This window comes from Paenibacillus stellifer, from assembly GCF_000758685.1.
GTDB lineage: Bacteria > Bacillota > Bacilli > Paenibacillales > Paenibacillaceae > Paenibacillus_AQ > Paenibacillus_AQ stellifer.
In genome coordinates, this window is the sequence record NZ_CP009286.1 from 4,316,632 (window position 1) to 4,343,528 (window position 26,897).

Genomic DNA, 26,897 nt, shown 5'->3' on the forward strand with positions numbered 1-26,897 from the left:
TTATTTGGCTTCGGACGTCACACCCATTACCTTGTCATGATGCGCCTGCCGGCCCGGAATTTCGCCGGTGGCTTCATAATGGGTGACGATGATATCGATCTCCTTCTTCAGCTCCGCGAGCAGTTCGGACTCCGGTACTTTGCGGATCATTTCGCCATAGCGGAACAGAAGCCCTTCCCCTCTGGCTCCAGCGATGCCGATGTCCGCTTCGCGTGCTTCACCAGGACCGTTAACCGCGCAGCCCAGCACCGATACCTTGATCGGCACCTTGATCTTGGAGATGTACTCCTCGACTTCATTGGCGATGGAGAACAGATCGATGTCCAGCCGTCCGCAGGTCGGACAGGAAATCAGAGTCGCCGCATTCGAAATCAGACCGAAGGTCTTGAGCAATTCGCGGGCGACCTTCACTTCTTCCACCGGGTCGGCGCTCAGCGAGATCCGCACCGTATTGCCGATGCCCATGGACAGCAGCGCGCCGATCCCGGCCGAGCTCTTGACCGTTCCGGCGAACAGCGTGCCGGATTCCGTAATGCCCAAGTGGAGCGGGTACGGAATGACCTCGGCCGCTTTGCGGTACGCTTCAATCGCCATCGGCACATCGGAGGCTTTCAGCGATACGATAATATCGTGGAAATCCAGCTCCTCAAGGATTCCAATATGGTACAGCGCGCTTTCGACCATTGCGTCAGGTGTAGGATATCCGTATTTCTCCAGCAGATGGGATTCCAAAGAACCGGCGTTAACGCCGATCCGGATCGGGATACCCTTGTCCTTACAGGCTTTAACGACTGCCTCAACCTTCTCACGGCGGCCAATATTGCCCGGATTGATCCGGACCTTATCGATGCCATTCTCGATCGCCAGCAGCGCCAGCTTGTAATTGAAGTGGATGTCCGCCACAAGCGGGATATGAATCCGCTTCTTGATTTCTTTAATAGCAGCGGCGGCTTCCTCGTTGTTGACCGTAACACGGACAATCTGGCAGCCTGCTTCCTCCAGACGCAGAATTTCGGCTACTGTCGCCTCCACATCCGCCGTCTTCGTCGTACACATGCTTTGGATGACAACCTCATTGTTTCCCCCGATTGTGATCCCGCCCACATTGACGGGGCGCGTCTGATGTCTAAGAAACATGATTTCTCCCCCATAACGCCAAAGCTCCACCCTCCTTGCGCTCCCGCGTGTGACGGGGGGCGGAAGGAAGGTGGAGGCTGAAATGGCAAGTGATAGTAGACTGCTCAAGGATAAAAGTCTGCCGGTGTTCTCCAGAACGCCAGACGATTACCGAGAAATGTCAGGTCACATACAGGCCTATAAACGTACAGCTTATATGCCTTATTGTTGTGCAAAAGCGGCTTACGCGCTTTCTTCCTGCTTCTTATCCTTCTTCAGGTTCAGCTCGGGCAGAGCCTTCTCCTGAACGACCTTCTCCGTGATGACGCAATCCTTGATATCGTCGCGGGAAGGCACTTCGTACATCACGTCAAGCATAATGCTTTCGATGATAGCCCGCAGACCGCGAGCGCCTGTGTTGCGTTTGATCGCTTCCTTGGCAATCGCTTCGAGTGCCTGCGGTTCGAATTTCAGCGACACATTATCCATCTCCAGCAGCTTGGCGTACTGCTTCGTGAGCGCGTTCTTCGGCTCGGACAGAATGCGGACAAGTGTCTTCTCGTCAAGCGGCTCCAGCGTGGAGATGACCGGGAGACGGCCTACGAATTCGGGAATCAGGCCGAATTTCAGCAGGTCCTCCGGCAGCACCATAGACAGGTATTCGCCCGCCTTCAGTTCCTTCTGTCCGCCCTCGGAAGCATTGAAGCCAATGACCTTCTTGCCGACGCGGCGTTTGATCAACTGTTCCAGTCCGTCAAAGGCACCGCCTACGATGAACAGGATGTTGGTAGTATCGATTTGAATAAATTCCTGATGCGGATGCTTGCGTCCGCCTTGCGGCGGAACCGATGCGACCGTTCCTTCGAGAATTTTCAGCAGCGCCTGCTGAACACCTTCGCCCGAAACGTCGCGCGTGATGGACGGGTTCTCGGATTTGCGGGCCACTTTATCGATTTCATCGATATAGATGATGCCGCGCTCGGCTTTTTCCACATCGTAATCAGCAGCTTGAATAAGCTTCAAGAGAATGTTCTCTACGTCTTCGCCTACGTAACCGGCCTCGGTAAGGGAAGTCGCATCCGCAATTGCGAACGGAACATTGATGATCTTCGCCATCGTCTGGGCCAGCAGCGTCTTGCCGGAACCGGTCGGGCCGAGCAGCAAAATGTTGCTCTTCGTCAGCTCGACGTCCTCGATTTTGCTCTGGCTGTTGATGCGCTTGTAATGGTTGTATACGGCTACGGACAGAGATTTCTTCGCCTGCTCCTGGCCGATTACATACTGGTCGAGAATATCGCGGATCTCTTTTGGCTTCGGAATATCCTTCAGGTCCAGTTCTTCCTCATGACCGAGTTCCTCTTCCACGATTTCCGTGCACAGCTCGATACATTCATCGCATATATAAACGCCAGGCCCCGCAACGAGCTTGCGAACCTGCTCCTGGGATTTCCCGCAGAACGAGCATTTCAACTGCCCTTTTTCATCATTAAATTTAAACATTTAACCACCCCTTAGGATTTGATCGGTGAATACAGAACCTCGTCAATCAAGCCGTACGCTTTGGCTTCTTCCGCGCTCATGAAATTGTCGCGGTCCGTGTCGCGCTCGATTTTTTCAAGGGGCTGACCTGTGCGGTCTACATAGATTTGATTCAGCTTCTGCTTGGTCTTCAAAATCCAGTCTGCATGAATCCAAATATCCGATGCCTGACCTTGAACGCCGCCCAGCGGCTGGTGAATCATCACTTCGCTGTTAGCCAGCGCATATCTCTTGCCCGGCGCTCCCGCCGTGAGCAGCAACGACCCCATACTTGCGGCCATGCCGACGCAAATTGTGGAAACATCTGGCTTGATATACTGCATCGTATCATATATACCCATGCCGGCTGTTACAGAACCACCGGGTGAATTGATGTACAGGTTGATGTCCTTTTCAGGGTCCTCGGCTGCCAGAAAGAGCAATTGGGCAATGACCAGATTGGCAACATCATCATCAATCGCATTGCTCAGGAATATGATGCGGTCCTTGAGCAACCGGGAGTAGATGTCGTATGAGCGTTCTCCTCGATTCGTCGATTCCACAACCATTGGTACCAGATTCATGCCACCAACCTCATTTCTCTCTATATATAATTAGTCTTGCCGTTTCAAAAGTATTTTAACACGTTCATGGCGCAATGTCATTTTTTCACCGGAGTGCGGCGGCTTCTTTAATAAAAACAAGACACGTAACCGAAGGTACGTGCCTTGATCTCGCAGAATTATGAAGCCCGTTCGGGCATTTCAATCAGTCGCCTGCGTCCCAGACGGGACATTACTCAGCGCTTGCTTCTTCAGCCGGCGCTTCAACTTCCTTGCTGTTCTCCACCAGGAACTCGATCGTCTTGCGGAGCATGATTTCTTCCTTCAGGCTGTCCAGCGATCCGTTAGACGCGAGGATGTTCCGGATTTCTTCGGCGGAACGTCTGTAGCTCTCAGCCATCTTCACAAGTTCCGCTTCGAATTCTTCATCGGAAACTTCGATGTTCTCGCTCTTCGCGATAACTTCCAGAACCAGGTTGTTGAGCACGCGCTTCTCGGCGTCGCTCTTCATCTGCTCGCGCAGATCGTCCTGCGTCTGGCCGGAGAAGCTGAGGAACATGTCCATGTTCATGCCCTGCTGACGAAGACGCATGTCGAAGTCGCGGACCATGTTCTGCACTTCGCTGTCGATCATAGCCTGCGGGATTTCAACCTCCGCGTTCGCTGCGGCTGCTTCCACAACGGCGTTCTCTTTCACGCCTTTCAGCTCTTCAGCCTTGCGGGATTCCAGCTGCTTCTTCAGATCTTCCTTATATTCAGCCAGCGTTTCAAACTCGCTTACGTCCTTGGCGAACTCGTCGTCCAGCTCCGGAAGCTGCTTGCGCTTGATTTCATGCAGTTTAACCTTGAACACGGCCGGTTTGCCAGCGAGGTTCTCGGCATGGTACGTTTCAGGGAACGTTACTTCAACGTCCTTGAAGTCGCCTGTTGCCATTCCAACCACTTGCTCTTCGAAGCCCGGGATGAAGGAGTTGCTTCCCAGCTCCAGAGAGTGGCGCTCAGCTTTGCCGCCTTCAAAGGCTTCACCGTCTACAAATCCTTCGAAGTCGATTACGGCGATGTCGCCGTTAACAGCCGGTTCTTCTTCAACCACAACCAGCTCGGCATGACGCTCTTGCAGACGCTTCAGTTCAGCGTCCAGCTCTTCATCGCTAACTTCGGCCTTCTGGGCAGGAACTTCAACGCCTTTGTATTGGCCAAGCGTAACTTCCGGCTTAACCGTAACTTTGGCTTTGAACTTGAAGGATTGTCCTTTCGCGAATTGCTCGATGTCCACTTCCGGACGGTCTACAGGGAAGATGTCGGTCTGTTCAACCGCTTCGCCGTAGGCTTCAGGCAGCAGAATGTCGATAGCGTCCTGATAGAGGCTCTCAACACCGAAACGCGATTCAAAAATCGGGCGCGGCACTTTGCCTTTGCGGAAGCCCGGCACGTTGGCATTCTTAACGACTTTATTAAAGGCTTTGTCGAGGGCTTTCGCTACCCGATCCGCGTCTACTTCAACATCAAGAACGCCAAGGTTCTTCTCTATTTTTTCCCAAGTTGCTTTCATTGTTTAAATTTCCCCTCCAAAATTGGTTCACATCTCACGCACAGAATAACCATTATATTATATAAAACTTTATCATACTTTTCAAGGGGGGATTAAGGCGTTTACATGATGCCTTTCCCGCTCAAACCGGCCTGCCCGCAAATCGGTTGAGCATCCGGTAGGCCTGTTCAAAAGAGAAGCGCATGCCCTCCGTAATGCCGTACATCGCCCGCGTTTCTTCCTCGTTGCGGGTCCCGTTCAGTGTCTCGGACACCGTCTGGTGCAGTGCTCCTGCCCAAAGATCAAGCGTCCCTTCATCTCCGGTTAGTATGGAATAATAGGATTCCGTTCCGTAAATCACCATAATAAACTCGGCCCATAGTTCCCGGGCAAAATAATACAGCGTCGGCTCATGCGTCTCCGTATGCTCTGCAACCCGCTCCAGCACTTGCGCGGTCTGCACAGGAAATTCGTCATTGTTAAGAGGAACCGTGTCGATCTCCACAACCACGCTCTCCTGACCCCGCTTCAAATCAACGGCCCCCTGAACGCCCCGCCGGCGAAGCGTCTGCAGCGTACGAAACTGAAGGATGGGGTGAATCCCCGGGTTCTGCACCCAGTCGGTCAGGGCATAGTCCACCTCTTCTCCCTCAAAATAAGAAAGCTGCTCCAGGGCAAGCAGCGTCCCTTCGGACAGCGGCTCATTCATCACTTTGCGCAGCAGCTTGCCCGCATAGTCCGCATCTTCCCTGAGCTTGGATTCGGCTAATTGCCGGGCCATATCTGCTTCACCCACTTCATCATCCTGTTCGGACGGCGAGTCTGTATAGGAAGTCTGCATAGCTTGGGGAAAAGCGGCCTCCAGCCAATCGAGCAGGGATTGCCATTCCTCATAATGCCGCTGCTCTTGACCCTGGCATTGCAGCAGAAACCGAAGCAGTTCGGCGGCTTCGCCGTACCGTTCACCCTCCAGCATGACCGTCAGCTGAATCTGATAATATTCCAGAGTCTTAGGGAACAGCACAATATTCTCTTTGGCGGGGGAACTGGAATTTCGAATAAGGGCACCTCCTTCCGCTTCTCCAAATGTCTCAGTTGATGATTATAGCATACCCTGCCTCAAGAGTGAAAAAACAAGTTGAATTATCTCTCCTTATATGCTAATATAATTTCTGCTTGCTTTTAAGTGGTTGTGTCCCAATAGCTCAGCTGGATAGAGCATGCGCCTTCTAAGCGCACGGTCGGGGGTTCGAATCCCTCTTGGGACGTCCAAAGCCTTCCTTCGGGAAGGCTTTTTTTGCGTCCGGAGGGATAAGAACCCCTCAAGGGGTTCGTCGGAGCATCCGCTTCGGTAGCGTTACTTCGCAGTCAGCCCGCAGGGCTGTACCCCGCTTTGGGACGTCCGGAGGGATGAGAACCCCCAGGGGTTCGCTCAAGCATCCACTTCGTTACGCTCACTTCGCAGTCAGCACAACATCTTCAAAAAAATAAAGCCCGCATTAAGTGCGGGCCTTAACAGGACGATTTGCCTTCAACTTTGCAACTGCTTCGGGTACCATCTTATCGCGCTTAGGGCTTGCACCCGGAAGCGACTGTTCTACATAATGGCCATCTGCATAGCGGCTGACCACAGTATCAAGACTCGGACGAGGATACTTTTTACTTTTCACTTGTATCACCGCTATGATAAGTATAACATAACCAAGCGTTCGGCTGCAGACTCATCAATAATCATTAATCCGCCGCCAAGATGCTGCTGTTATGTACCAGCAACAATATCACCTCGAATTAATAAAGTACATTGATCAATGCGAGACCAAATCTCTGCGTTAATGTACAAAAACCAGCTAATACTTGTCAAGCTTTTTGCTCTTGGTCTGCAAATGGTTTGTTGGTATACTATTTTATGAGCATGACAAATAACCTTCATGAGTAAAGGATATTTGGGGAAATATGGATTTAAGGGTTATAGGGCTGGTTCTTACTAAGGATGGCGAATATGTGATGAAGAAGCTTGTTGGCGCAAGCGATCACGACCACCTTGTAAGCCTTGCCCTCTTTTCTTTTTCTATCGTAATAATCTCGAAGCTTACGGTTGATGCTCCCGCGTATCCCACACTGTACCGCTAAATATAAAGCACGTCGCAGTCTCTTGGAACCACGTTTCGTGATCTTCGAGCTTGTCGCCTTAAACTTCCCTGAGCTGAATATGCCAGGGTCTAAGCCTGCAAAAGCAACGAGTTGTTTCGGGTTTTGAAACTGTCCTACGTCCCCTATTTCAGCGACAAGGGCTGCTGCAAGCTTATCTCCTACGCCAGGTATACTCTTCATTAGTTCTACTTCGTGGAGACTGGATGCCATCTTCTCCATTTGCTTCTCCAATGTACTTAGCTGCTCCGAAAACTGAAGCAATAAGCTAACCATACCGTGCAAAGCAACGCTTTGAGAAGAACTTCTCCTCTGCTTTTTCCAATGCGTCAGCACTTCCTGGAGCCGTTCGGCTTTTTCTTGAACCCAGCGTTTCGACCGCGACTTCCCTGCGCCACTGTTCTCGATGATCTGATGAAGATCTCCCGGTTCTCCCTCCAGACAACGCGCCAGCACCTTTAGAGACGTAACCGAAAACAGATCCCGAAAGACCTTCTCGTACCCCGGGAAAACCTGATCTAATAAAGCTCTGGTGTTTAACTTCGCCTGCACAAACATCCCCGTCACAAACTCATGTTGCCGGGTCACATGCTGCAACTCTGTAAACGCTTCGTCCCATATACGATGTGGTGTAACGTCTCCGCGGTAATACATATCTGCTAAATGCCATGCATCTGCAGCATCTGTTTTAACCTTGCGCAGTTGCGTTCCTTTGGCCCGTTTCGACTGCAACGGATTCACGATAAAGTACCTCCAGCCGCCACGCTCCAGATACGCTACCAGTACCCGGTGGTAGTGCCCTGTCGCTTCCAAAACCACTACCGGAGTACATTTTGTTGTCTCCTGCAACTCCGCGAGGAGCTCCCCCAACCGTTCAAGCCCGTGCTCCTCATGCGACAGGCTTTCTGCCCTTCCATAAGGTTCGTTTCGTCTCGTAAAGGCTTGAAGCACACTAAACCCTTTTGCCACATCCACACCTATAACTGGTTCCATAACAACCTCCAAATAAAAGATTTACCGGCTATCCCACGATGGTTCCAAACCCATAGCTTCGCTTGTGATGCGAGGTCAATAGCCTCTACCAGCTCAAACATGGTCATTGGAGGTCGTGGGAGAACAGTTTTTGTGACGGGGTCATTGCCCCTAAAACCACCACGTTCTCCCGGCTTCCTCATCGTAAAACGACCATAAAAAAAGGCCAACCAGTAATTACTGGCTAACCTGATAATACGAAAACCATCTCATCTGGTATATGGTTGGAATGATACCTCCATTTTACCAAAGAGTGGTTTCCTTTTGCTCGTGAAATAGAAGAAGGGGCGATCCTCAACGTCATATACTTGACTGTTGGGATTGCCCCTTTAATTGAGAATAATCCGGCTGCTAGGATCTCGATTTGCGGCCTGCTCCGCGGTTGCTCCACCAGATCGGAGCGCGGAACGCCAGATTGATCAGCAGCACGACGATGACCAGCACCGCGGCGGATTTGTCGGCGATCTGACGCGCATCCTCCACGATTGCTTCGGACTGCACATACCACAGATGCACAGCCAGCGTCTCGCCGGGCGAGAGAAGGTTAAAGTCCCACATTTCGCCGGAGGTGCTGAGACCGGCTGTCAAAATAATAACGGCCGATTCCCCGAACGCGCGCCCGGCAACCAGGCAAATGCCTGTGATGATCGACGGGAGCGCTACTGGCAGAACGATTTTACGGATCACATAAAATTTCGTCAGACCGAGCGCGTAGCCCGCCTCGCGAAGCTCGTCCGGAACAGCACGGACCGCTTCCTCCGTCACTCGGGCCAGCATCGGAAGGTTGAGCAGCGCCAGGCTGACGCCGCCGCCCAGAATGGTCAGACCAACGCCGAAATACTCGGCAAAGATCGCCAGACCAAGCAGGCCGAATACGATGGAAGGAACCGAGGACAGCGCTTCAACGCAAATCCGCAGACCGGCGGTGAAAGCATTATCCGGTGCATACTCCGCCATATAAATCCCTGCCCCTACACCGATCGGAATGGAAATGATCAGCGAGATGAGAAGAATATAGAAAGAATTGAACAGTACCGGCCCGATACCGCCGCCTGGATCAATCTCCTCGGGCTGTTTCAGAAGGAACGGAATGTTAAGCCCCGGCAGGCCCTTGCCCAAAATCGTGAACAGGAGCCAGAATATCAGCAGCATGACAAGAGCGCCCAGCGTATAGAAGCCGATTGTGGCCGCCTTGTCCCGCCGAAGCGCCCGGGCCGTCTTTTTCGATCTTGCAAAACCGCCCATCTAACTCTCCCTCCTTTTTCGTCCCAGGAACCGGATAACGAGAATCAGGACGAACGAAATAAGCAGCAGCAGGAAAGCCATCATGTGCAGGGCGTAGTTCCAGGTGGAATCAAACTCTACATTGGAGATCTGCATGACGATATTGCTCGTCAGAACCGAAGACGGAGTGAACAATGTCTTGGCCAGCTGCGGCGTGTTGCCAATCACCATAACGACCGCCATGGTCTCGCCGATCGCCCGGGTCATGCCCAGGATAACCGCCGACAGAATGCCTCTTCCGGCTGCAGGCAGCACAACGCGCATAATTACCTGAAACCGGGTGGAGCCGAGCGCATACGCGGCATCGCGGTATTTGGCCGGAACTACGGTAATGGCGTCATCGCTGATCCGGGAAATGGTCGGCAGAACCATCAGCGCCAGCACTAGCGCCGCCGCCAGCAGACCGTCTCCCAGCCCCTCGCCGCTTAGATTCCGAAGAAACGGAAGCAGGACGGTCAGTCCCAGATAGCCGTATACAATCGAAGGAATGCCGACCAGAAGATCGAGAACCGGACGGATGAAGCGCTTGAGCCAGAGCGGTGCGATCTCAGCTGTCAGAACCGCCATGCCGACCGATATGGGGACGGAGATCAGCATCGTCAGCACGGTCAGTGACAGCGTGTTGATAATGAAGGAAGCCGCACCGAATTTCTCGTCCTCCGGCGTCCAGTCGAAAGAGAAGAAGAACTGAGCCGGTGAGATATGCCCGAACAGGAGCAGGGCCGTCTTGCCGATAAACACCGTCACTAGGACGAGTACGAAGCAGAGCGCCAGGATGCTGAGTAAAAAATAATAACGTGCGGCGTAATCCGAGAGACGGTGGCGCAAATGCCGTCTAGCGGATATATTCACGGGGCGGGGACCGCCCGCCGCCGGTTTGGGTTCGATATTGGGGTCAATGGTCTGTTGAACCATGCCTTGCCTCCTTGCCGAAATTCATTCTTCTCTATTCAAGGATAAACGCCTAACGGCGTCCTCCAGACGCCATGCGTTTACCGAGAAATAGAAGACCTGGATAAGTACGCAGCTTATACTTTCTTATATTTCTAGGAAAAGCCAGCCCCGATTACCCGGAGGCTGGCCATTTGGTACGCTGTATCGAATGCGTCCTGAACTTACTTCATCGCGGAGATCGGAATGAATTTCAGCTTCTTCAGCGATCCCTGCTGGAACTTCTTGCTCTGCACATAGTCGATGAACGCTTTAGTGGCGCCGGTCGGTTGTCCCTTGGTCATGTAGTAGCCGTAAGCCCAGATCTTATAGGAACCGTTGATAACATTGTCGCTCGTTGCGGCTACGCCGTTGAACTTCACGGCTTTGATGTCACCGCCGGTTACATATACAAGGTCGATATAACCGATCGAGTTCGGCGTAGAACCTACAGCCGTCTTCATGTCGCCGCTCGAGCCGACTTCCTTGTAGTTCTTGTCTTTCTTCACGATGTCGCCGCCAGCCAGCGCCTTGGACTGATAATTAACGCGGGTGCCGGAACCGAATGCGCGGGTGATGACGACGATGTCCGCATCAGCGCCACCGACCTGCTTCCAGTTCGTGATCTTGCCGGAGTAAATGCCTTTCAGCTGATCAGTGGTCAGATTGTCAACACCGACATTCTTGTTCACGATCGTCGCGAAAGGAATGACTGCCACCTTGTTCGCTACCTGGCCGTCGAAGGCTTTGAAGCCCGGAACGTCAATGCTGGCGTCCCAGTCGCAGGCGCCGATGTCGGCGATGCCTTTCTTGACCGCCTGCGGTCCGGTTACGGAGCCTTTGCCGGAAGCGGCGATTTTAACCTTCGGATGCAGCTTCTGGAACTCTTTGGCTGCCTGAAGCGTCAGCGGCAGCAGGGCTGTCGAGCCGTTAATCGTGATTTTGCCCGAGAGAGAATCGGCTGCGGAAGCCGCTCCTGTCAGGGATGCTGTAACGGCGAAGACAGCCGCCAGCGCGGTAAACGTAACTTTTTTGAAAAATTTCATGATGTTTCTCCTCCTGGCTTATAAGCCGAATCTATTATTATTTCGTTAACTGAACAGCTTTACCGTTCACGATTTCCCACAGTTTGCCATTAATTGTTACAGCCAGCTTGCTGCCGTCTGCGGATACCGCAACCTCGGATACCGATTCCGTCGTGCGGAACAACTCCGTCTTGGCTCCCGTCGCAGCTATCGAATAGATGCGGCTGCTTCCATCCGCTGCCGTTCCGGATACAACCAGGCTGCTGCCGGCTTGTTCAATCCAGTTCGGTTCAATATCAAGCTGGAGGTTGGCTGCTGTCTTGTCGGTTTTTACCGACTTGAGCGTATTGAGTGCGTTACCGTTCGGATCGGCGCTGAGGTAAGTGACCGTTCCGTCGTTCGCGATCTCCGGATACAGCTTGTTGTCATCGGAAGTAGTGATTGCAGCCGGCGCAGCGTCCTTGGCAGTCAGATCAAGCGTGTACAGCTGCTCGCCCGCCTTGCTGTAATCGACCGTCAGCGAATCTTCCGTGCTGTCCGCATCGTTCTTCGCCGTTCCGGTAATGTTGACGATGTAGACCGCCTTCGTTCCGTCCGGAGAAATGCCAAGCTCGGATTTATTCTCTACCTTGTCAGCAAGAACTGTCGTGATTTCACCGGTATCAACCGATACCTTGGCGAGCTTCTCCTGCTTGTCTCCCTGGACAAAATAGAGCGTTTTGCCGTCGGCTGCCCAAGCGAGGTCCGTCTTCACGCTCGTATCCGTACCAAGCGCCTTGATCTGTCCGTTCGACAGATTAATCACATACAGCTGGCCCGTCTCATCCGTAAAAGCGCCCTGGCTGCGGTCTGCCGAAACGGCAAATCCGGAAGCTTGTCCGTCGCTTTCCAGAACGCGATAGGTTCCCGGCGTAGCGGACAGCTTGTACATCTGCTCCGCATCGCCTTCCAGAGTCGCGAGAATCGTGCCGTCAGCCGCCCATTGCGGCGTGCTGAACTCGCCCTGCGGACGAGCTGCGCTCAGAATTTCCAGCGGGCTTCCGTACAGTTCGCCGCCAAGGCCGTATACGATTGCGCTAAGCTCAACGTACAGCTTGCCGCCGCTCACGGTCGGAGCGGTTGTGAAGCTGCGGGCTGTACCGTCAACTGTATAGCTCTTGGAGCCGGCTTTCAGAGTAATCGTATGTAATCCTGCCGCGTCCGTAATCACGACGCTTCCCGTACCGGAGGTCAGGCTTGCACCGAGTGCCGTTGTGAGCTGCCCAAGCGCGTAGAGCTTGTACCCGCCGATTTCGATCGTCTTCAGCGTCGCTTGCGCTCCGTTGATCGTCCAAGAGGCCTGCCCTTCCTTCACTTTGGCAGTTTTAGCGGCTGTATTCTGAACCGGAGCCTTGCTCCCCCCTGATGCTGCCTGAACACTGGCGCTCACTGCCGTTGTTAGAAGCACGGAGGTCATGAGCACGCTTAACCATTGACTTTTCTTCAAATGGATCCACCCTTTTCGATGAGGTAACTTGTACGCCGGGCTTGTGCCCCGATGCACTTGCTAATGCTATTTTCAGGCTTGTCTGTCAAATCTGTTGCAGAGGAATGTTTTGGAAATATTAAAAACCAAAAAAAGATTTTACAAATGGCGATCAAGCGATTAAGGTAATGAGTGAGTACTCACTCATTACGTAATTTATGGAGGTTTTCCTTTAATGATGGAGACAAACACAGTCATTCAAGTCTCACATATCCGCAAAGCGTTCGGCGGCAAAATCGTCCTGGACGACATCAGCCTTGAAGTCCGCCAGGCGGAGACCTATGGGCTGCTGGGGCCATCCGGCTCCGGCAAGACGACACTTGTCAAGCTGCTGACCGGAATAGACGAAGCGGATCAGGGCGATATCACGGTGCTGGGCGTGAAGGTTCCGAAGCTGTCGCTGCTGTCGCAAATCGGCTACATGGCCCAGTCCGATGCCCTGTACAGCGAGCTGAGCGCCAAGGAGAATCTGGAGTTCTTCGCGTCTCTGTACGGATTGAAGAAGGCAGAACGCAACCGGCGCATACAAGAAGTCATGGAGATCGTCAATTTGCAGGATCATCTTCGAAAAAGAGTGGATCAATACTCCGGCGGCATGAAACGCCGCTTGTCACTCGCCATCGCCCTGCTGCACGAGCCGCCGCTTCTCATTCTCGATGAGCCGACGGTCGGCATCGATCCGGTGCTGCGCATGTCTATATGGAAGGAACTCAAAAACTTGAATGCCCGCGGAACAACGATCGTGCTCACGACCCATGTCATGGACGAGGCTGAAAAATGCGACCGGCTCGGTATGATCCGGGAAGGCCGCCTGCTCGCTGAGGACACGCCGGCCAATCTCCTGGCCAGCACCGGCTCTTCTACTATTGAGGAAACGTTTCTGTATTATGGAGGTGTCCGTCCATGAGAGTCCGCGCGCTGACGCTTCGCATTCTCCGGCAGTTCATTCACGACAAGCGGACGATGGCTCTCATGTTCATCGCTCCGCTCATTGTCTTAAACCTCATGAGCCTCGTCTTCGGCGGAGACGCCTATAAGCCAGCCATCGGGCTTACGGGCCAGGCAGCCGCGCTGTCCGGCAGCCTGGAGAAGCATGACGCCAAGACGACGGCTTACGATACGGCCGACATTGGCATGCAGGCATTGAAAGACGGCAAGATCGACGCCTTGATCAGCATGGAGCAGGGCAAAGCGCAAGTCGTGCTGGAGGGCAGCAATCCGACGGCGAACCGCGCCGTTATGCTGGCGCTGGAGCAGACCTCGGGCGATCTTCAGGCCTCCGGCGCCCCTTCGAAGCAGCAGACAGCCGCCTCGCTGAAGCCAGAGATCAGCTACCTGTATGGCTCCGCGGACATGAAGACGATCGACCGGTTCGGGCCGATCATGATCGGCGTGTTCATATTTTTCTTCGTCTTCCTGATCGCCGGGGTCTCCCTCTTGCGGGAGCGGACGACCGGCACGCTGGAACGGCTGCTCGCCACTCCGCTCAAGCGATGGGAGGTCGTCATCGGCTACGTGTGCGGCTTTGGCTTATTCACCATTGTTCAAGCATTGCTCATCTCCTGGTTCTCCATCCAGGTGCTCGGCATCCTGATGGCGGGCAGCTTCGGCTACGTGCTGCTGATTACACTGCTCCTGTCCATGACGGCGCTGACGCTCGGAACACTGTTGTCGGCTTTCGCCAGCAGCGAGCTGCAAATGATCCAATTCATCCCGCTAGTCATCGTACCGCAGATCTTTCTCTCCGGCCTGTTCCCGATGGATACTCTGCCGGATTGGCTGCAGAAGATCGGATATCTGACCCCGCTCTATTACGGGTCCGAGGCAATGATCAATATTATGATCCGCGGCAAGGGCTGGGACGCCATCTCGGTGGACGTCTTGGTGCTGGCCGGTTTCTCGGTATTGTTCATGGCGCTGAATGTGCTGGCTCTTCGCAAGCACCGCCGAATGTAACAGCGTGTTCTTTATGTTAAAATGGTCGGATAACAGTGCTAGTGGAGGGTTGTCATCATGGCGGAAGAAAAAACGGACCGAAGCGACGATCAATGGGCCCAGGAGCTGCTGGCCATCGGCGGCGAGGAGCATATGACGCCCAAGCAGATCGCCATTCTGAAAGCGGCGGTCGAAGTGTTCGCGGAAAAAGGGTACGCCGGGGCCGCAACCAGCGAGATTGCCCAGAAGGCGGGCGTTGCGGAGGGCACCGTTTTTCGCTATTACAAAACGAAGAAGGATCTCCTGATCTCCATCATCGGGCCGACGATGGGCAAGCTGCTCGCACCGTTCATCATCCGGAACTTCGGGAGCGTGCTGAATTCGCCTTACGAGACGTACGAAGACTTCCTCCGGGCTTTTATCGTGAACCGCCTCGACTTCGCCCGGAACAATTTCAAGCTGCTGAAAATTCTCGTTCAGGAAATACCCTTTCATCCGAGTCTTCGTGAGCAGTTCGTCGAGAATGTCATGAATACAATTGTGGAAAAAGTGTCTCTTCAGCTTGAGCGCTTCAAGGAGAAGGGGCAGATTGCCGATGTGCCGACGTCAGCCGCCATCCGCTTCTCGGCCTCAGCCGCCCTTGGCTTCATCATGACCCGGCTGCTGTTTCAACCCGATAAAGACTGGAATGACGAGGAAGAAGTCGAGATACTGATCCGCCTGATCATGCACGGCCTCTCCCCTAAATAACATCAACTCGTCATGAAGGGAATGCATCATGAAATGCAATCCCCTGGGACAGTATTGATTTTCGGCAGGAAACAGGTATAATTAGACCAAATTTCGTACAGTCGATGATCGGGAGAGTAGTAAAGGGGCACTGAGCCTGCAGCGAGCCGGAAGGGTGAAAGCCGGCGGCCTTCCCTTTACAAAGCGCACCCGGGAGACGGACTTCCGAAAGGTCCAGTAGGAAGCCCCGGGAACAGGCCCGTTATGCCTTAAGGTGGCCGGATTGCGTTCAATCAGCATGTCCGGCAAGCAGAGTGGTACCGCGAGAACACAAGTCCTCGTCTCTTTATTTGGAGACGGGGGCTTTTTTTATTCAGACAAAGGGGGACTTTCGAACATGCTGAGCCGGATCATTGGTCAAGAGATTGAACAAAGCGTATTGATCGCCGTACGGGAGATGGGACTGGAGGTTTCCGCACTGCCGGAGGTGAATATTGAGCAGCCCGCCAGCCTTGATCACGGGGATTATTCCAGCAATATCGCCATGAAGCTCGGCAAGACGCTGCGTATGCCGCCGCTTCACATCGCGAGCAAGCTTCGGGATGTGATGATGGCTTCGGCTTCAGAAGGTGGGCTGATCCGGCAGGTAGAGACCGCCGCTCCCGGCTTCCTTAACGTTCGGATCGACTGGAGCGTCTGGGCCGGGATGAATGAAGCGACCCCTGCGGGCAGCCAAGGCAAGGTTGTGATCGAGCACACTTCTATCAACCCGAACAAAGCTGCTCATATTGGCCATCTGCGGAACGCCTGCATTGGAGACACCCTCGCGCGTCTGCTCAGAAGAACCGGTCATACGGTGGAGGTTCATAACTACATCGACGATCTCGGCAATCAGCTGGCGGATACGGTAGTGGGGCTGCTGAACTTGCCTTTGGAGGGCGACTACGGACGTTTCGGCGATTACTGCTGGGATCTGTATTCCGCGGTCAACCGGACATACGGCTCGGACTCTCTGCTGAATGCCAAGCGGACGGAGACACTGCATGAACTGGAGCAAGGCACCGGCAATACCGCCTGGATCGGCAAGATTGCCGCAGAAAGGATCGTCCGCGACCATGTGAAGGAGATGGCAGACTTCGGTATCCTGTACGATCTCCTGGTGTGGGAGAGCAGCATTGTCAAGGAGGGCTTCTGGGATGCGGCGTTTGAGCGTCTGCGGCAGACTCCCCTGTTCGTTCTGGAGACGATCGGCAAGCTCGCTGGCTGCTGGGTGCTGAAACAGGCGGAAGATGTTGGCGGAGCCGAAGACCAGGACACTGGGGATGCCCGGCAGGACGGTGAATACACGCAGGATAAAGTGCTGGTACGTTCCAGCGGCATTTTGACTTACACCGCCAAGGATATCGCCTATCATTTATGGAAATTCGGACTGCTGGACAAGGATTTCACCTATGAAGCGTTTGACGGTGAGCTGTACACGACAGCTGCGCATGGAGCGGCCAAACCCCTCGGTCAAGCCCATACCGTCATCAATGTGATCGATTCCCGGCAGGAATATCCGCAGACGATGGTCAAGGAAGCGCTCCGGGCACTGGGTTACGGCGAGCAGGCGGACCGGCTGCATCATGCCGGTTACGGTGTCGTCTCGCTGAGCCCCGCTTCTGCGGCAGAGCTTGGCATCGATACGTCGGACGGCAGAGCTTCGTACGCCATGTCGGGCCGTCAGGGGATCGGCATCAAGGTCAGCGATCTGATCTCCCGGATGGAGCGGCATCTCGAAGATACCCGAAACGGCCGCGACGGTCTGCCGGCGCGGATGATTGCTACAGCCGCCATCCGTTATTATCTGCTCCGGTTCAATCTGGGAACCGAGGTCATTTTTGATTTGCGCCAGGCGATGGAGCTCGCCGGGAATACGGGCGTGTATCTGATGTACGCCCACGCGCGGGCAGCTAGAGTGATCCGCAAAGCTGAGAGCCTCGGGTTGCTCGCACCAGACGTTGTCAGCCGGAGCGCGGATTCCACCGAAAGCTCAAGCCAGATCGAGGACAGTAACGGCCAAACCGGCAGCCGGGCTGGGCATGACGAGTGCGCGAACGGCAGAGCCGTCCCTCTCCCGCCTCCTTCTTTCCCGGCGAAGCTGGAACCGCCAGAACTGGCGCTGCTGAGACAGCTTGGCGCATGGCCGGACACCCTGCATACGGCAAGCAAGGAATTGACGCCGAATACCATCTGCCAATACAGCCATACTCTGTCCTCGCTGTTTCATCAGTTCTATGCTTCCTGTCCCATTCTCACGGGGCCGAATGAAATCGTCGCTTTCCGGCTGTGGCTAACAGCCAAATTCAAGGAGACGCTCGGAGATTCGCTTGCGGTACTGGGACTTCCGGCGCCGGAGCGGCTATAATTTTTGCCAATTTGGAAGGATTATCCGCAAACGGTGTCGAAATATATAGACTGCTGTCGTGCCGGAGTGCAGGGCAGCAATACATACACTGGGGGAACCAAACATGAAGAAACACATGGTGCTGCTGCTCGCCGCACTGCTGCTCCTGATCGGATCGTTCACATCAATCGGCGCGGAGAAGGCCTCCGCCGCCCAAGCGCCCGTCTACACGGAGCTCGCAACCTTTGTGGACGGCAAGCTGCTCATTTCGCCTGCCAAATCACTGGTAGCCAAAGGCTCAACCTATGTTCCGGTCAAGCTCGCAGCGCAGATTCCGGGCATCTCGATCGATGCGTCTTCCGGCATTGTGCTGACAGGCGGCAAGGGAACCGCCAAGCTCGACGCGACCAACTCGATGCTGTACCAGAACTCCAATTATGTAGCGTTCAAGACGCTGCTGAAGATCGGAAATCTGGACGGCAAATATGCGTCAAGCGCGAACTGCCTGTTCGTCTGGACGACAGATGAAGGCAAAACCAAGAGCAGCGAGATGCTTTACAGCATCAGCAAGCTGCCCGGAACGATCGGCGGTGTTGTCGGCAAGAAGGTATACGCCTTCGGTCATCCCGGCTCCAACTGGGTTACGGGTGTAAGCTATGACGGCGGCTCGACGATCGAATTCACCATGCAGAAAGAAGACGGCACTGTCTGGACGCTGCTTGATCCGGCAGACGGCGCGGAATCTCTCTACACCGCTGAGTATCTTCAGTACTTGAAGACCGTCTACAACGGATATCCGGCCTGGATGAACAATTCGGTAATTCAGGACAGCCCGTTCAAGAACATGGAGAAGGTCACCATTCTTAACATCGTTCCCGATCCCGAGGACAGCACCTTGCTGATCCGGGTACGCCGGGCCAACGGGCAGGAATTTGATATGACGACAGAAGCTGCCGATGATGTGCAGGATGAAATCAACCAATATTTTTATTTCAAGAACCCGAAGACCGTATTCAAGATCAGCGACAAGATGTGGAAGGCGATTCAGGAGGAAAAGGTCGTTGTGGGGATGACGTTTGAGGAAGTATACCTCGCCTGGGGCGAGCCCGACGAGACCGATGATTCGCTGGGGCTGGCGGTGTATGGGAATACGTATTTGTATTTCCGCAACAGCAAGCTGGCGTATATCTTGTAGAATGGCGATTGCACCGGGAGTCGTGTTCAGGCACGGCTCCTTTTTATTTTATATAAGTTGAACTGAAAATCTTTATACCTGAAGAAGTAAACGGTCAATTACGGCTTGAGGAGTTCGGTTGATGCTTTTCATAAAAGCGGCCACATGGGAACGAATGACGTAGAACTTTTGGAAAAACACATTGTTCACGACATCGTGCTTTAGCCATTTCCACAAACCTTCCGTGGGATTGAGTTCCGGGCTGTACTTGGGTAAATAGACCAACTGCAATCGGGCGTGCTCCTTGAGAAAAGGCTGAATTTCATCGGCATGATGAATGTGGGCATTATCCAGGACAACCACGACCTTGCCGGAATACGTCTGTAAAATGTCGGTCAAGAAGCGTTGGAACGCTTTCGCATCCAGTTTTTCTTCTTCCCGGTGAAGGGCATGGCCGGTTTCGTAATCGATCGCTGCAAACAGCTTGGCACCCTGATGCTGGCCATACGTCTTGATTTTTCGCTGTTGTCCTCTCGGAAACCAATTGTACTGTAAGGCTAGATAGGCCCGAATAGCCGATTCGTCTTCAAACAGCAGGTGATCCACTTTTCCTTGATCTAACTGGTCTTTGAGCTCAGGTAGCGTGACTTGGCGAAACTGCTCTTGCTCCTCTGGATTGGCCTTTGCCAAAGTATAGGTGGCCTTCGTGTAGCTGAAGCCAAGGCGGTTCAGCATTTTGGAGACGCCTTTGAGCGTGTAGTCTTCGCAATACTCCCGAAGAATCCAGGCACGAATGAGTTTTAACGTCCAGGTATACTTCGCTTCAAAGCCAACATCGACAGGGCGTTTCTCAGCGATGACTTGCTTCAGCCGTTCCTCTTGCTCATTCGAAAGTCGCTTGGAACCACCCGGATATTCACCCAATTCGAGACCTTGCAGTCCATTCTTACGGTAGTTCTTCCAGTATCCGCTGATGGCCGGAAAGGATCTGCCCAAAATATCGGCAATTTCGGTGAGGGTCCGGCCCTCTAGATGCAGCCTTATCGCCAAATATCTTTCATACATCCGGGTACTTTCTGTTTCCTTCATGGCTTCTGTCAGTTTTCCGATCTCTTGTTCTGTAGTCATTTAAATCTCCACCTTTTCAGGTTCTTTCTTATCTTTTACCCGATTCTGGCGGTCCTTAATGTTACGAGTTCAATTTATATAAAGGCATTGGTTGTCTCTTCCGCCCGCTGAACCAAGCTCCCTCCCGATACATGCCATGCTACGAGTTTACACTTGCAGTTTGAGCTGCCTGTCTGGCGTGCATCTTTTTCATAACATATCTGGCAATAGGCTGGGCAATCAGCAGTTCAATCCAAAAGGCTACACCAAAGTTTCTGGGCCAAATATGGAGGAAGTTCTCAAACGGCTTCAAGCTGATTTGTCTCGTTCCGACCCACGTTCCTATAATGGACATCATGATCGATAACACCGTTACGTTTAGGACAATATGCAATAATACTCTGGCGTTAAATCCGTCATTCTGTCCCTCGATTTTTGGTGTCAGCTTGGCAACGATCGGTCCTGCAATCAAGTTCACAGATAGAACGATGATGACCCACATTACCGGTATTATTTTCAAGGTATTGAGGTACACCTCTTTACTGAATCCAAGCTCCAACCCCGTTATAACAGGCGCGATCGTGTTTACCGAAATGATTGAAATGATCAGCATAAACAGAATGCCCTCATTTCGATTTCTAGGCAGTCTTGTTTCCGCATGCAGATGGTTTGTCATCCCTGTCTCCCCCTTCTTTTTTTAGACTTTGTTATTATAGCGATATCGAAAAGCTCTTCATAAGTGAATATTTTGTGAACAAATCATTCAATTTAAAGGTGCTCACTCTATTCTCCGCATTGCGAAACAGCCGCCACTCCCTCCGCTTCCATTTCCGGACCTCTCCCACAATCGTTCTGTTAAACTATGAAGCCGAATATTTTCTTCGGAGCGTACGAATGCATACTTCCACCTCAGGGCACTAAAGCCAAAATAATTGGCATCAACATAAAAACCTTGGTCTTTTATCCCAATAATTCCATTAGTTAGACTTAAGGTGAAACAACATGTAAGCGATATCTTGACTGTCAAACCATTTTAAAGGAGGGCAAGTATGAAAGAAGTGCACAAAGCTGAGATTGGGTTCACACGCAAAGTATGGGGTTTGTTCCTCGCGCTGGTGATGCTGTCCGGCATCGGCTTGTTACCGGCTTTCAAGGTTCAAGCAGCAGGCACGACCATAGCCTCAATGGCTTATTTCTCGGCAGCGGACGGGCCTGTCATCACCAAATCCGGAGTGGGACAAGCCAGTTACGGTTTTGTTATGCCGGTCTTCAACGGAGGCGCCGCCAGTTGGAGCGACGTTTCCGGCGATTTGGGTGTTAATGTGAAGGTTGGTGGCAATTGGGTAGATATCGACAGCGCAGGCGGGTATGTCTATAACCAGAACTGGGGGCACTGGAGCGACGGCGGCATGAATGGCTACTGGTTCACGCTCACGGCCACCACAGAAATTCAGCCGTACTCCAAAGCCAATAGCGGAGTTACGCTCGATTATACGCTGGTGTTTCAGAATGTTAACAAGACCGCCATCACGTCGATGACGCCGACACAGGGTCCGGAGCTTACGGCGAGCTTCACCGGCGGAGCCGGGTTTACGTATCCGGTAATCAACAATGATTCAGGCCTTATCTATGATGCGGTAGCCGACGATTTGAAGCTGTACGTCAAGCCGGTGGGCAGCAGCGAGTGGATCGACGTCGACAACAATGCGGCCAGCGGCTGGATTTATGACAGCAATTTCGGTCAATTTACCGAAGGGGGCAAACTGGAGTCGAAGACCACTTCCGCCAGCCTCATTTACACGATCAATTTCAATGAGCCTGTGCGCAATTCGTTCGTCATCTCTGCCTACGACGGCACCACCTACACGGCGGACAACAGCGGAGCCATCGGCTTGCCGTTGCCCAAAATCGATGGGGGCGCGCCGATCGGCAGCGAACTGGGCAACTTCATGTATCAGATCAAAAAAGACGGGCAATGGGTCGATCTCAGCAGCTCCAGCCAGAGCGGATTTCTCTATGCCGGCAACGGCTACAATAATATGTCCGCCGCCAACCAGTGGGGATACTGGGACGACTACATCTACGGCCTGTGGTTCAAGCCTATCCAGGAGAACATGGAAATCCGTATCGGCTACCCGTTAAACGGGCAGTCCGGCGGAGATGTCGGCAGCAACTATGTATACTACAACTTCATCGGCAACCCTAATGCACCGCGTCCCGATGAATCCGATCAGAACGACATCGCCGTTGGAACGCCATCGCCATTGGAACGCCATCCGATCCGGCCATCGCCGGCATGAATCTCATCTGGCAGGATGAATTCAACGGCACCGCGCTCGATACAAGCAAATGGAATTATGAAACGGGCTATTACCTCAGCGAAGATCCCAACACCTGGGGCTGGGGCAATGCGGAGCTGCAGCATTACACGAACAGCACGCAGAACATATTCGTGACCGATGGACAGCTGAACATCCGGGCGTTGAACGATCACCGTTCGTTCCCGCAGGACCCGAACCGGTACGCCCAATATTCCTCCGGCAAAATCAACACCAAGAACGTTATGTCCCTGAAATACGGCCGGGTAGACATTCGCGCCAAGCTGCCCACCGGCGACGGCATCTGGCCGGCGCTCTGGATGCTGCCGGAGGATTCCGTGTACGGGACCTGGGCCGCATCCGGCGAGCGATGCCCCAGGGCCATCGCTTGGTTGTTTTTAGTCAGAAAGAGATATTTGACTACCACTTTAGCCAGGTATATCTTGCAAGAAGTTTTCGGATGTCATGCCGTCGCGCCGTATTTCTGCCTTCACCTTAACGGTCACTTCCGCCCTGACGAACTCATCGTCCCATTTCGACCTCACTTTCTTGAATGCTTGATAATGGCTGCGCATCAATTCCTCGCCGAACCCGAATATATCGACGCCGTATTTCTTCTGCACCTTGGCAATCGTTGCTTCGACATGGTCTTGGATTTCCTTCTCCGTCAACTTGCGCACTTGATCAAATCCGGATATCTTCCTTAGCATTATCCATTCACATTGGTTCTCGCTTACGGTCCCCTCGACATTGATACGGATTCTAATCTTGGGACGATTGCCGTCATAATCAACTTCCAGGTGCGTCTTGGACCTCCCAACTCGCACCTGGACATATTGACCTTTGCCACATTGTACCGTTAGCGAAGTGTTCTTGATCCGATCCTGGGTCCACAATAAATCTCGTGTCTCTTCTGTGCTCAAATGGCCAACCAGCTTCGCTCTGCGCATAACGGCTGTCCCGTCGCTAATCATTTCGGTTGGCGAATCGGTATTCTTTCCGGCGTCAACAGCATGCTGTCGTTCACTTGGATGCTCAATCGTCATGGACGACATCACTGGCTGCCGGCCCTCTGACGTAATTGCCGCAATGAATTGCTTCAAGTTCGTATTCGGCGAACCTCCCCAGTTCGCCTCAACCGAATCGAGTCCCATACGGATTTTCACAGCCGATACCCTGCTCTCCGGGACATAGAGCTTGGTGAACTCCGGTGCAGCTACTTGGTGGGCTGCAACGAGTTGAATATCGTTCCGGATGTCCTTCATCGATTCGAGAAACTCAAAGAAAAGAATGCCTTTGTCGGTTTCGAGCAGCTTGGCATCCATAATGAGCAGCATCATATGGCTTAGCTCCAGCTTGCGGGACGTCTTCCGCTCGATACGGCTGAATGCTTGGTCCATCGTATTCCCTTCCGCGTCGACGGAGAACGTTGGACTATTGCCTTTAGCACGGTCGGATACGAACTCCAGTGGATTAATCATCTGCAGATAAACATGGTAATTCGCTTGATCGCCGACCGTCACGGACATACTGCTTACGATGATGTACTCGTTCGCCGAACGCATGTCCCAGCAGCCCGTCAAGACCAGACCGAACACACAAAGTGTAAAAAGCAGCCTAATCACTACTCGTGCATTGCTCCCGATCATTTCGATGTATCCTTGTTCATATCCGATATTCGAACCAACAAATCTTTCTGCTGCTTCAATCGAAGCGGAGCGAAAGGCTTAAGGTAAGGAACACCGAAAGAGTGCAGGCTGGCCAGATGGATGACTATGACAGCCGTGCCTAAGAAGACGCCGTAAATACCTAATATTGAACTGAGCAGCAGCAATCCGAAACGGATGATTCGAGCTGTATTGCTGAATTCATAATGAGGCGTGACCAATCCGCACAACTCTGCTGCAGCTACAACGATCAGTATAATACTCGATACGATCCCGGCTTGAACAGCCGCTTGTCCGAGTATAATCGCTCCGGCGAGAGGAACAGCTTGGCCGATGTTTTTCGGCACCCGGGTGCCGGCCTCTCTAATCACCTCAAATATGAGCGTCATCGCGATAAGTATAAAGCCTGTTGGAAAGGGCGAGCCTTGTTCTTGCCCGCTGACGGAGTAGAGCAAGGTTGTCGGAATCATCTGCGAATGATAGTTGATCACGCAGAGATAATAGGCGGGCAAGAACAGAGATATCAGAAAGGCAGCATGCCGCAGCGGCCGAATCATTTGGGCAAAAAGAGGCTGGAAGTAATAGTCGCTGGCTGATATGAAAAAATGGCCGTATACGGCCGGTCCGACAAGAACAAAAGGACTACCGTCCACAATGACAGCGCAGTTGCCTTCCACCAACATGGACGCCACCGTGTCCGGTCTCTCCACATCCAGCAATGTCGGGAAGAACAAGGAGCCCTTATCTTTAATCAACTGCTCTACATTGCCGGAATCATATATAGCCTTCGCCTTAATCGCATTTAATCGTGAACGGAAATCAGACACAAGTGAGGCTTCAGCTGCGTTCTCCAAGTAGACTAAGCTAATCGAAGTTCCGGTCTCTTCCCCTGCTGTGAACGACTCGATCCGAAGGAGTGGATTTCGCAGTCGCCGCCGTATCAATGAGAGGTTTGTATCCATCGCTTCCGTGAAGGCATCATCAGAGCCGCGGTCTACACGCTGGGTCTTCGGTTCTTCGATCGATCGGGCCGCTATGCCGCCAACCTCGATGCATAAGACTTGGTTGACGCCCTCAGCCATGAGGATTGCATCGCCAGCTAACATTCGCTCGGCTGCTTCACGAATAGTTGCCGCATAGACAAACGGAAGAACGCCTAACTTATCTTGCCGTATTTTCTCCAACTGCCGGAATTGAAGTGGACTTCCTTCTGCCGTTGCCTCCTCCATAAGAGGGATAAGCAGCTTATCTGTCATCGTCTTGGAATCACCCATCGTCTTGAGCACGCACATGTAGCCATCCGCTGTGCCGATTCGGATCGCCGTAGACTGAAAATCAACCGGATTGCCGAACAATTCGCGCAATTGAAGCAGCGTCTCCTTAGGATCTGTACTGAGCGCGGAAGTATATCGGCTCTCCTGCTTTCGTTCGTTCCATCCTGCCTTCACAGTGATCCACCTTTCTTGACGCGTCCAGCGCGTTTCACACGAAGCATAATGAACATGATGAGGGGGATGACCAGCTGCATCGGAATATGCACATAGATAGACGCGAACGAGAGCCCTTCACTGATATGCTCCGCAAACGTGTTCGCAATATTAATCGAGAGTATGGCTACAAGACATGCGATCGGAAATGCCGATGTGCGATAAGGGATCCTGCATAAGTGCTCAATGCCCTTAAGCGCGCCAAACATAAACAGAGAGACCTTCACAAGAATCGTTATGAACATAACGAAGACAACGACCATATCCATCCGTTCGAAAAAGTAACCAAATGAAACGTCCCTCACCGTAACCAGAAAAGGGAAGTTCGTGCGTCCCTTCATTTTCACACCGAGAGATACCGTCTCCAGAACTGCCGCGCCTGACAGAATCAATCCGGAAATGCCGATAGCGGTACTGGATACTGCACCAACACGAGGGGCTGGGGCTATGTACTGCATAAATACGAGAAATACAACCAATTCGCCGAAAGGAAATGTGATTAGAGTTGGGAAGATGGAAGACGCAACCGGCATAAGCCCATCCCCTAGCACCGGTTTCAAATAATGGAATTGATAATCGCGGTCGATCAGAATCAACAGGAACAGAACGAGGATAATACCCATAATAAGTGGGAAAAAGAATTCTGCCGTTCTGATAATAACGCCGAACCCAAGCCAGATCATGTAAGCAATGACCATCGAGAAGGTAAACGCAAGCACCTCAATTGGCGTATCTTCAAGCACTGCATTCGATAACAATTCAAGAAGATCGCGCATTACTCTCGCTGCATCATATAAAAAATAAACAACATAGATAGCAATGATGAAGCTTCCCAGCCAACGCCCGAACGATATTCGAACAAGCTCGAACAGGTCGTATGAAGGCTGCTTCGCTTGCAGCAATCGATAAAAGGCAAATAGACCCACTCCAAATACAGTGGTTGCGGCAATCGAAATCCAGGCATCCTGCCTTGCGGAAGATCCCGCATTCATTACAATGGCGCTTCCTAATTCGAACAACACCGTGACGGCAAATAACTGCCAGGGCGAGACAACGAATCTTGCCTCTTTCATACCGCCGCCTCCATTCGATTAATTCTGCTTCCGCGCAGCATTTAGGCGCCAATCCTTCCATATGCAGTAAGACAAGCCAATGGCAAATATTGCAATTTGGTAGTAAGCTCCATTTATCGAGAGCACTGTGATCTCTTTCTTCTCCAATCCGATAACATCAATCAGATAAATGAACGCGAACATAATAGAAGTGATCATTAAAAAAACGGCAGTAAGCAATATGGATGCATCTCACTTTCATAGAAATGATGTCCATCCCATTGTCCCTCAACGGCTCATTATTTATGCAAAGTAAAGACTTCCTAGTCGGTTCAAAAAACTAATCTCCGCGCAAAAAAACCGACGTTGG

Annotated in this window: 22 protein-coding genes, 1 tRNA gene, 1 pseudogene and 1 other annotated feature; of the genes and pseudogenes, 8 read left to right on the forward strand and 16 right to left on the reverse strand. The window is 52.6% G+C overall.

All coding sequences use genetic code 11. The annotated features are described in order from the left end of the window. The 5 genes from ispG to PSTEL_RS19910 all read right to left on the reverse strand — a co-directional run bounded on the left by ispG (window position 1) and on the right by PSTEL_RS19910 (window position 5,704). Complete coding sequence (gene ispG / locus PSTEL_RS19890; RefSeq protein ID WP_038698039.1) at window positions 1–1,137, reverse strand: flavodoxin-dependent (E)-4-hydroxy-3-methylbut-2-enyl-diphosphate synthase; 1,137 nt, start codon at window positions 1,135–1,137, stop codon at window positions 1–3. 222 nt (window positions 1,138–1,359) lie between these two features. Beyond that, the gene (clpX, locus tag PSTEL_RS19895; protein WP_038698041.1) at window positions 1,360–2,616 is read right to left on the reverse strand and encodes an ATP-dependent protease ATP-binding subunit ClpX; all 1,257 of its coding nucleotides are present in this window, start codon (window positions 2,614–2,616) and stop codon (window positions 1,360–1,362) included. Window positions 2,617–2,627: 11 nt separating this feature from the next. After that, window positions 2,628–3,218 (reverse strand): ATP-dependent Clp endopeptidase proteolytic subunit ClpP, encoded by a 591-nt coding sequence (gene clpP, locus PSTEL_RS19900; RefSeq protein WP_038698043.1) that lies wholly within the window; start codon window positions 3,216–3,218, stop codon window positions 2,628–2,630. A gap of 211 nt (window positions 3,219–3,429) precedes the next feature. Continuing rightward, on the reverse strand, window positions 3,430–4,749 hold the full coding sequence (gene tig / locus PSTEL_RS19905; protein ID WP_038698045.1) for a trigger factor: 1,320 nt from the start codon (window positions 4,747–4,749) through the stop codon (window positions 3,430–3,432). 121 nt (window positions 4,750–4,870) lie between these two features. Next, on the reverse strand, window positions 4,871–5,704 hold the full coding sequence (locus tag PSTEL_RS19910) for a hypothetical protein (RefSeq protein ID WP_038701331.1): 834 nt from the start codon (window positions 5,702–5,704) through the stop codon (window positions 4,871–4,873). Window positions 5,705–5,922: 218 nt separating this feature from the next. On the opposite strand from PSTEL_RS19910, the gene PSTEL_RS19915 reads away from it, so the two are divergent. After that, window positions 5,923–5,996 (forward strand) — tRNA-Arg (locus PSTEL_RS19915). Window positions 5,997–6,687: 691 nt separating this feature from the next. Here PSTEL_RS19915 and PSTEL_RS19920 read toward each other — a convergent pair. The 5 genes from PSTEL_RS19920 to PSTEL_RS19940 all read right to left on the reverse strand — a co-directional run bounded on the left by PSTEL_RS19920 (window position 6,688) and on the right by PSTEL_RS19940 (window position 12,633). Then, window positions 6,688–7,869 (reverse strand): IS110 family RNA-guided transposase, encoded by a 1,182-nt coding sequence (locus tag PSTEL_RS19920; protein ID WP_038693101.1) that lies wholly within the window; start codon window positions 7,867–7,869, stop codon window positions 6,688–6,690. Between the two features lie 390 nt (window positions 7,870–8,259). Continuing rightward, the gene (gene pstA, locus PSTEL_RS19925; protein ID WP_038698047.1) at window positions 8,260–9,153 is read right to left on the reverse strand and encodes a phosphate ABC transporter permease PstA; all 894 of its coding nucleotides are present in this window, start codon (window positions 9,151–9,153) and stop codon (window positions 8,260–8,262) included. Beyond that, window positions 9,154–10,107: a phosphate ABC transporter permease subunit PstC gene (gene pstC, locus PSTEL_RS19930; protein ID WP_084065203.1), complete on the reverse strand. Its 954-nt coding sequence runs from the start codon at window positions 10,105–10,107 to the stop codon at window positions 9,154–9,156. Between the two features lie 200 nt (window positions 10,108–10,307). Next, complete coding sequence (locus PSTEL_RS19935; RefSeq protein WP_038698049.1) at window positions 10,308–11,168, reverse strand: phosphate ABC transporter substrate-binding protein; 861 nt, start codon at window positions 11,166–11,168, stop codon at window positions 10,308–10,310. Window positions 11,169–11,205: 37 nt separating this feature from the next. Continuing rightward, window positions 11,206–12,633 carry a stalk domain-containing protein gene (locus PSTEL_RS19940; protein ID WP_038698051.1) on the reverse strand — a complete coding sequence of 476 codons (1,428 nt, stop codon included), beginning with the start codon at window positions 12,631–12,633 and terminating at the stop codon, window positions 11,206–11,208. A gap of 217 nt (window positions 12,634–12,850) precedes the next feature. On the opposite strand from PSTEL_RS19940, the gene PSTEL_RS19945 reads away from it, so the two are divergent. The 5 genes from PSTEL_RS19945 to PSTEL_RS19965 all read left to right on the forward strand — a co-directional run bounded on the left by PSTEL_RS19945 (window position 12,851) and on the right by PSTEL_RS19965 (window position 18,917). Next, window positions 12,851–13,579 (forward strand): ABC transporter ATP-binding protein, encoded by a 729-nt coding sequence (locus PSTEL_RS19945; protein WP_038701335.1) that lies wholly within the window; start codon window positions 12,851–12,853, stop codon window positions 13,577–13,579. Then, on the forward strand, window positions 13,576–14,628 hold the full coding sequence (locus PSTEL_RS19950) for an ABC transporter permease (RefSeq protein ID WP_038698053.1): 1,053 nt from the start codon (window positions 13,576–13,578) through the stop codon (window positions 14,626–14,628). The genes PSTEL_RS19945 and PSTEL_RS19950 overlap by 4 nt, the downstream gene beginning before the upstream one ends. A gap of 57 nt (window positions 14,629–14,685) precedes the next feature. Continuing rightward, entirely contained in the window at window positions 14,686–15,357 is a 672-nt protein-coding gene (locus PSTEL_RS19955; RefSeq protein WP_038698055.1) for a TetR/AcrR family transcriptional regulator, read from the forward strand. A gap of 95 nt (window positions 15,358–15,452) precedes the next feature. After that, window positions 15,453–15,685: a binding site (T-box leader), on the forward strand. Between the two features lie 48 nt (window positions 15,686–15,733). Further along, the gene (locus PSTEL_RS19960; protein WP_038698057.1) at window positions 15,734–17,743 is read left to right on the forward strand and encodes an arginine--tRNA ligase; all 2,010 of its coding nucleotides are present in this window, start codon (window positions 15,734–15,736) and stop codon (window positions 17,741–17,743) included. 103 nt (window positions 17,744–17,846) lie between these two features. Next, the gene (locus tag PSTEL_RS19965; RefSeq protein ID WP_038698059.1) at window positions 17,847–18,917 is read left to right on the forward strand and encodes a hypothetical protein; all 1,071 of its coding nucleotides are present in this window, start codon (window positions 17,847–17,849) and stop codon (window positions 18,915–18,917) included. Between the two features lie 72 nt (window positions 18,918–18,989). Here the strand turns inward: PSTEL_RS19965 and PSTEL_RS19970 are convergent, their stop codons facing one another. Continuing rightward, on the reverse strand, window positions 18,990–20,024 hold the full coding sequence (locus tag PSTEL_RS19970) for an IS630 family transposase (protein WP_038698061.1): 1,035 nt from the start codon (window positions 20,022–20,024) through the stop codon (window positions 18,990–18,992). A gap of 139 nt (window positions 20,025–20,163) precedes the next feature. Beyond that, window positions 20,164–20,679, reverse strand: a complete 516-nt coding sequence (locus PSTEL_RS19975) for a DUF2798 domain-containing protein (protein WP_038698063.1) — start codon at window positions 20,677–20,679, stop codon at window positions 20,164–20,166. Window positions 20,680–21,052: 373 nt separating this feature from the next. Between PSTEL_RS19975 and PSTEL_RS19980 the strand changes: the two genes are divergently transcribed. Next, a complete protein-coding gene (locus PSTEL_RS19980; RefSeq protein WP_245624993.1) occupies window positions 21,053–22,303 on the forward strand; it encodes a hypothetical protein in 1,251 nt (416 codons plus the stop codon). Further along, window positions 22,300–22,596, forward strand: a pseudogene (locus PSTEL_RS28575) (glycoside hydrolase family 16 protein); the annotation flags it as partial. The gene PSTEL_RS19980 and the pseudogene PSTEL_RS28575, both read left to right, overlap by 4 nt. Here the strand turns inward: PSTEL_RS28575 and PSTEL_RS28580 are convergent. From PSTEL_RS28580 to PSTEL_RS19990, 4 genes are read right to left on the reverse strand one after another with little or no spacing between them, the layout of a single operon-like run. Continuing rightward, complete coding sequence (locus tag PSTEL_RS28580) at window positions 22,494–22,748, reverse strand: hypothetical protein (RefSeq protein ID WP_245625226.1); 255 nt, start codon at window positions 22,746–22,748, stop codon at window positions 22,494–22,496. The pseudogene PSTEL_RS28575 and the gene PSTEL_RS28580 overlap by 103 nt on opposite strands. Window position 22,749: 1 nt before the next feature. Then, window positions 22,750–23,970, reverse strand: coding sequence for a Ger(x)C family spore germination protein (locus tag PSTEL_RS27205; RefSeq protein ID WP_084065205.1), 1,221 nt, complete (start codon window positions 23,968–23,970; stop codon window positions 22,750–22,752). Then, a complete protein-coding gene (locus tag PSTEL_RS19985) occupies window positions 23,967–25,436 on the reverse strand; it encodes a spore germination protein (RefSeq protein ID WP_052098710.1) in 1,470 nt (489 codons plus the stop codon). The genes PSTEL_RS27205 and PSTEL_RS19985 overlap by 4 nt, the downstream gene beginning before the upstream one ends. After that, a complete protein-coding gene (locus tag PSTEL_RS19990; protein ID WP_038698065.1) occupies window positions 25,433–26,548 on the reverse strand; it encodes a GerAB/ArcD/ProY family transporter in 1,116 nt (371 codons plus the stop codon). The genes PSTEL_RS19985 and PSTEL_RS19990 overlap by 4 nt, the downstream gene beginning before the upstream one ends. Between the last annotated feature and the right edge of the window lie 349 nt (window positions 26,549–26,897).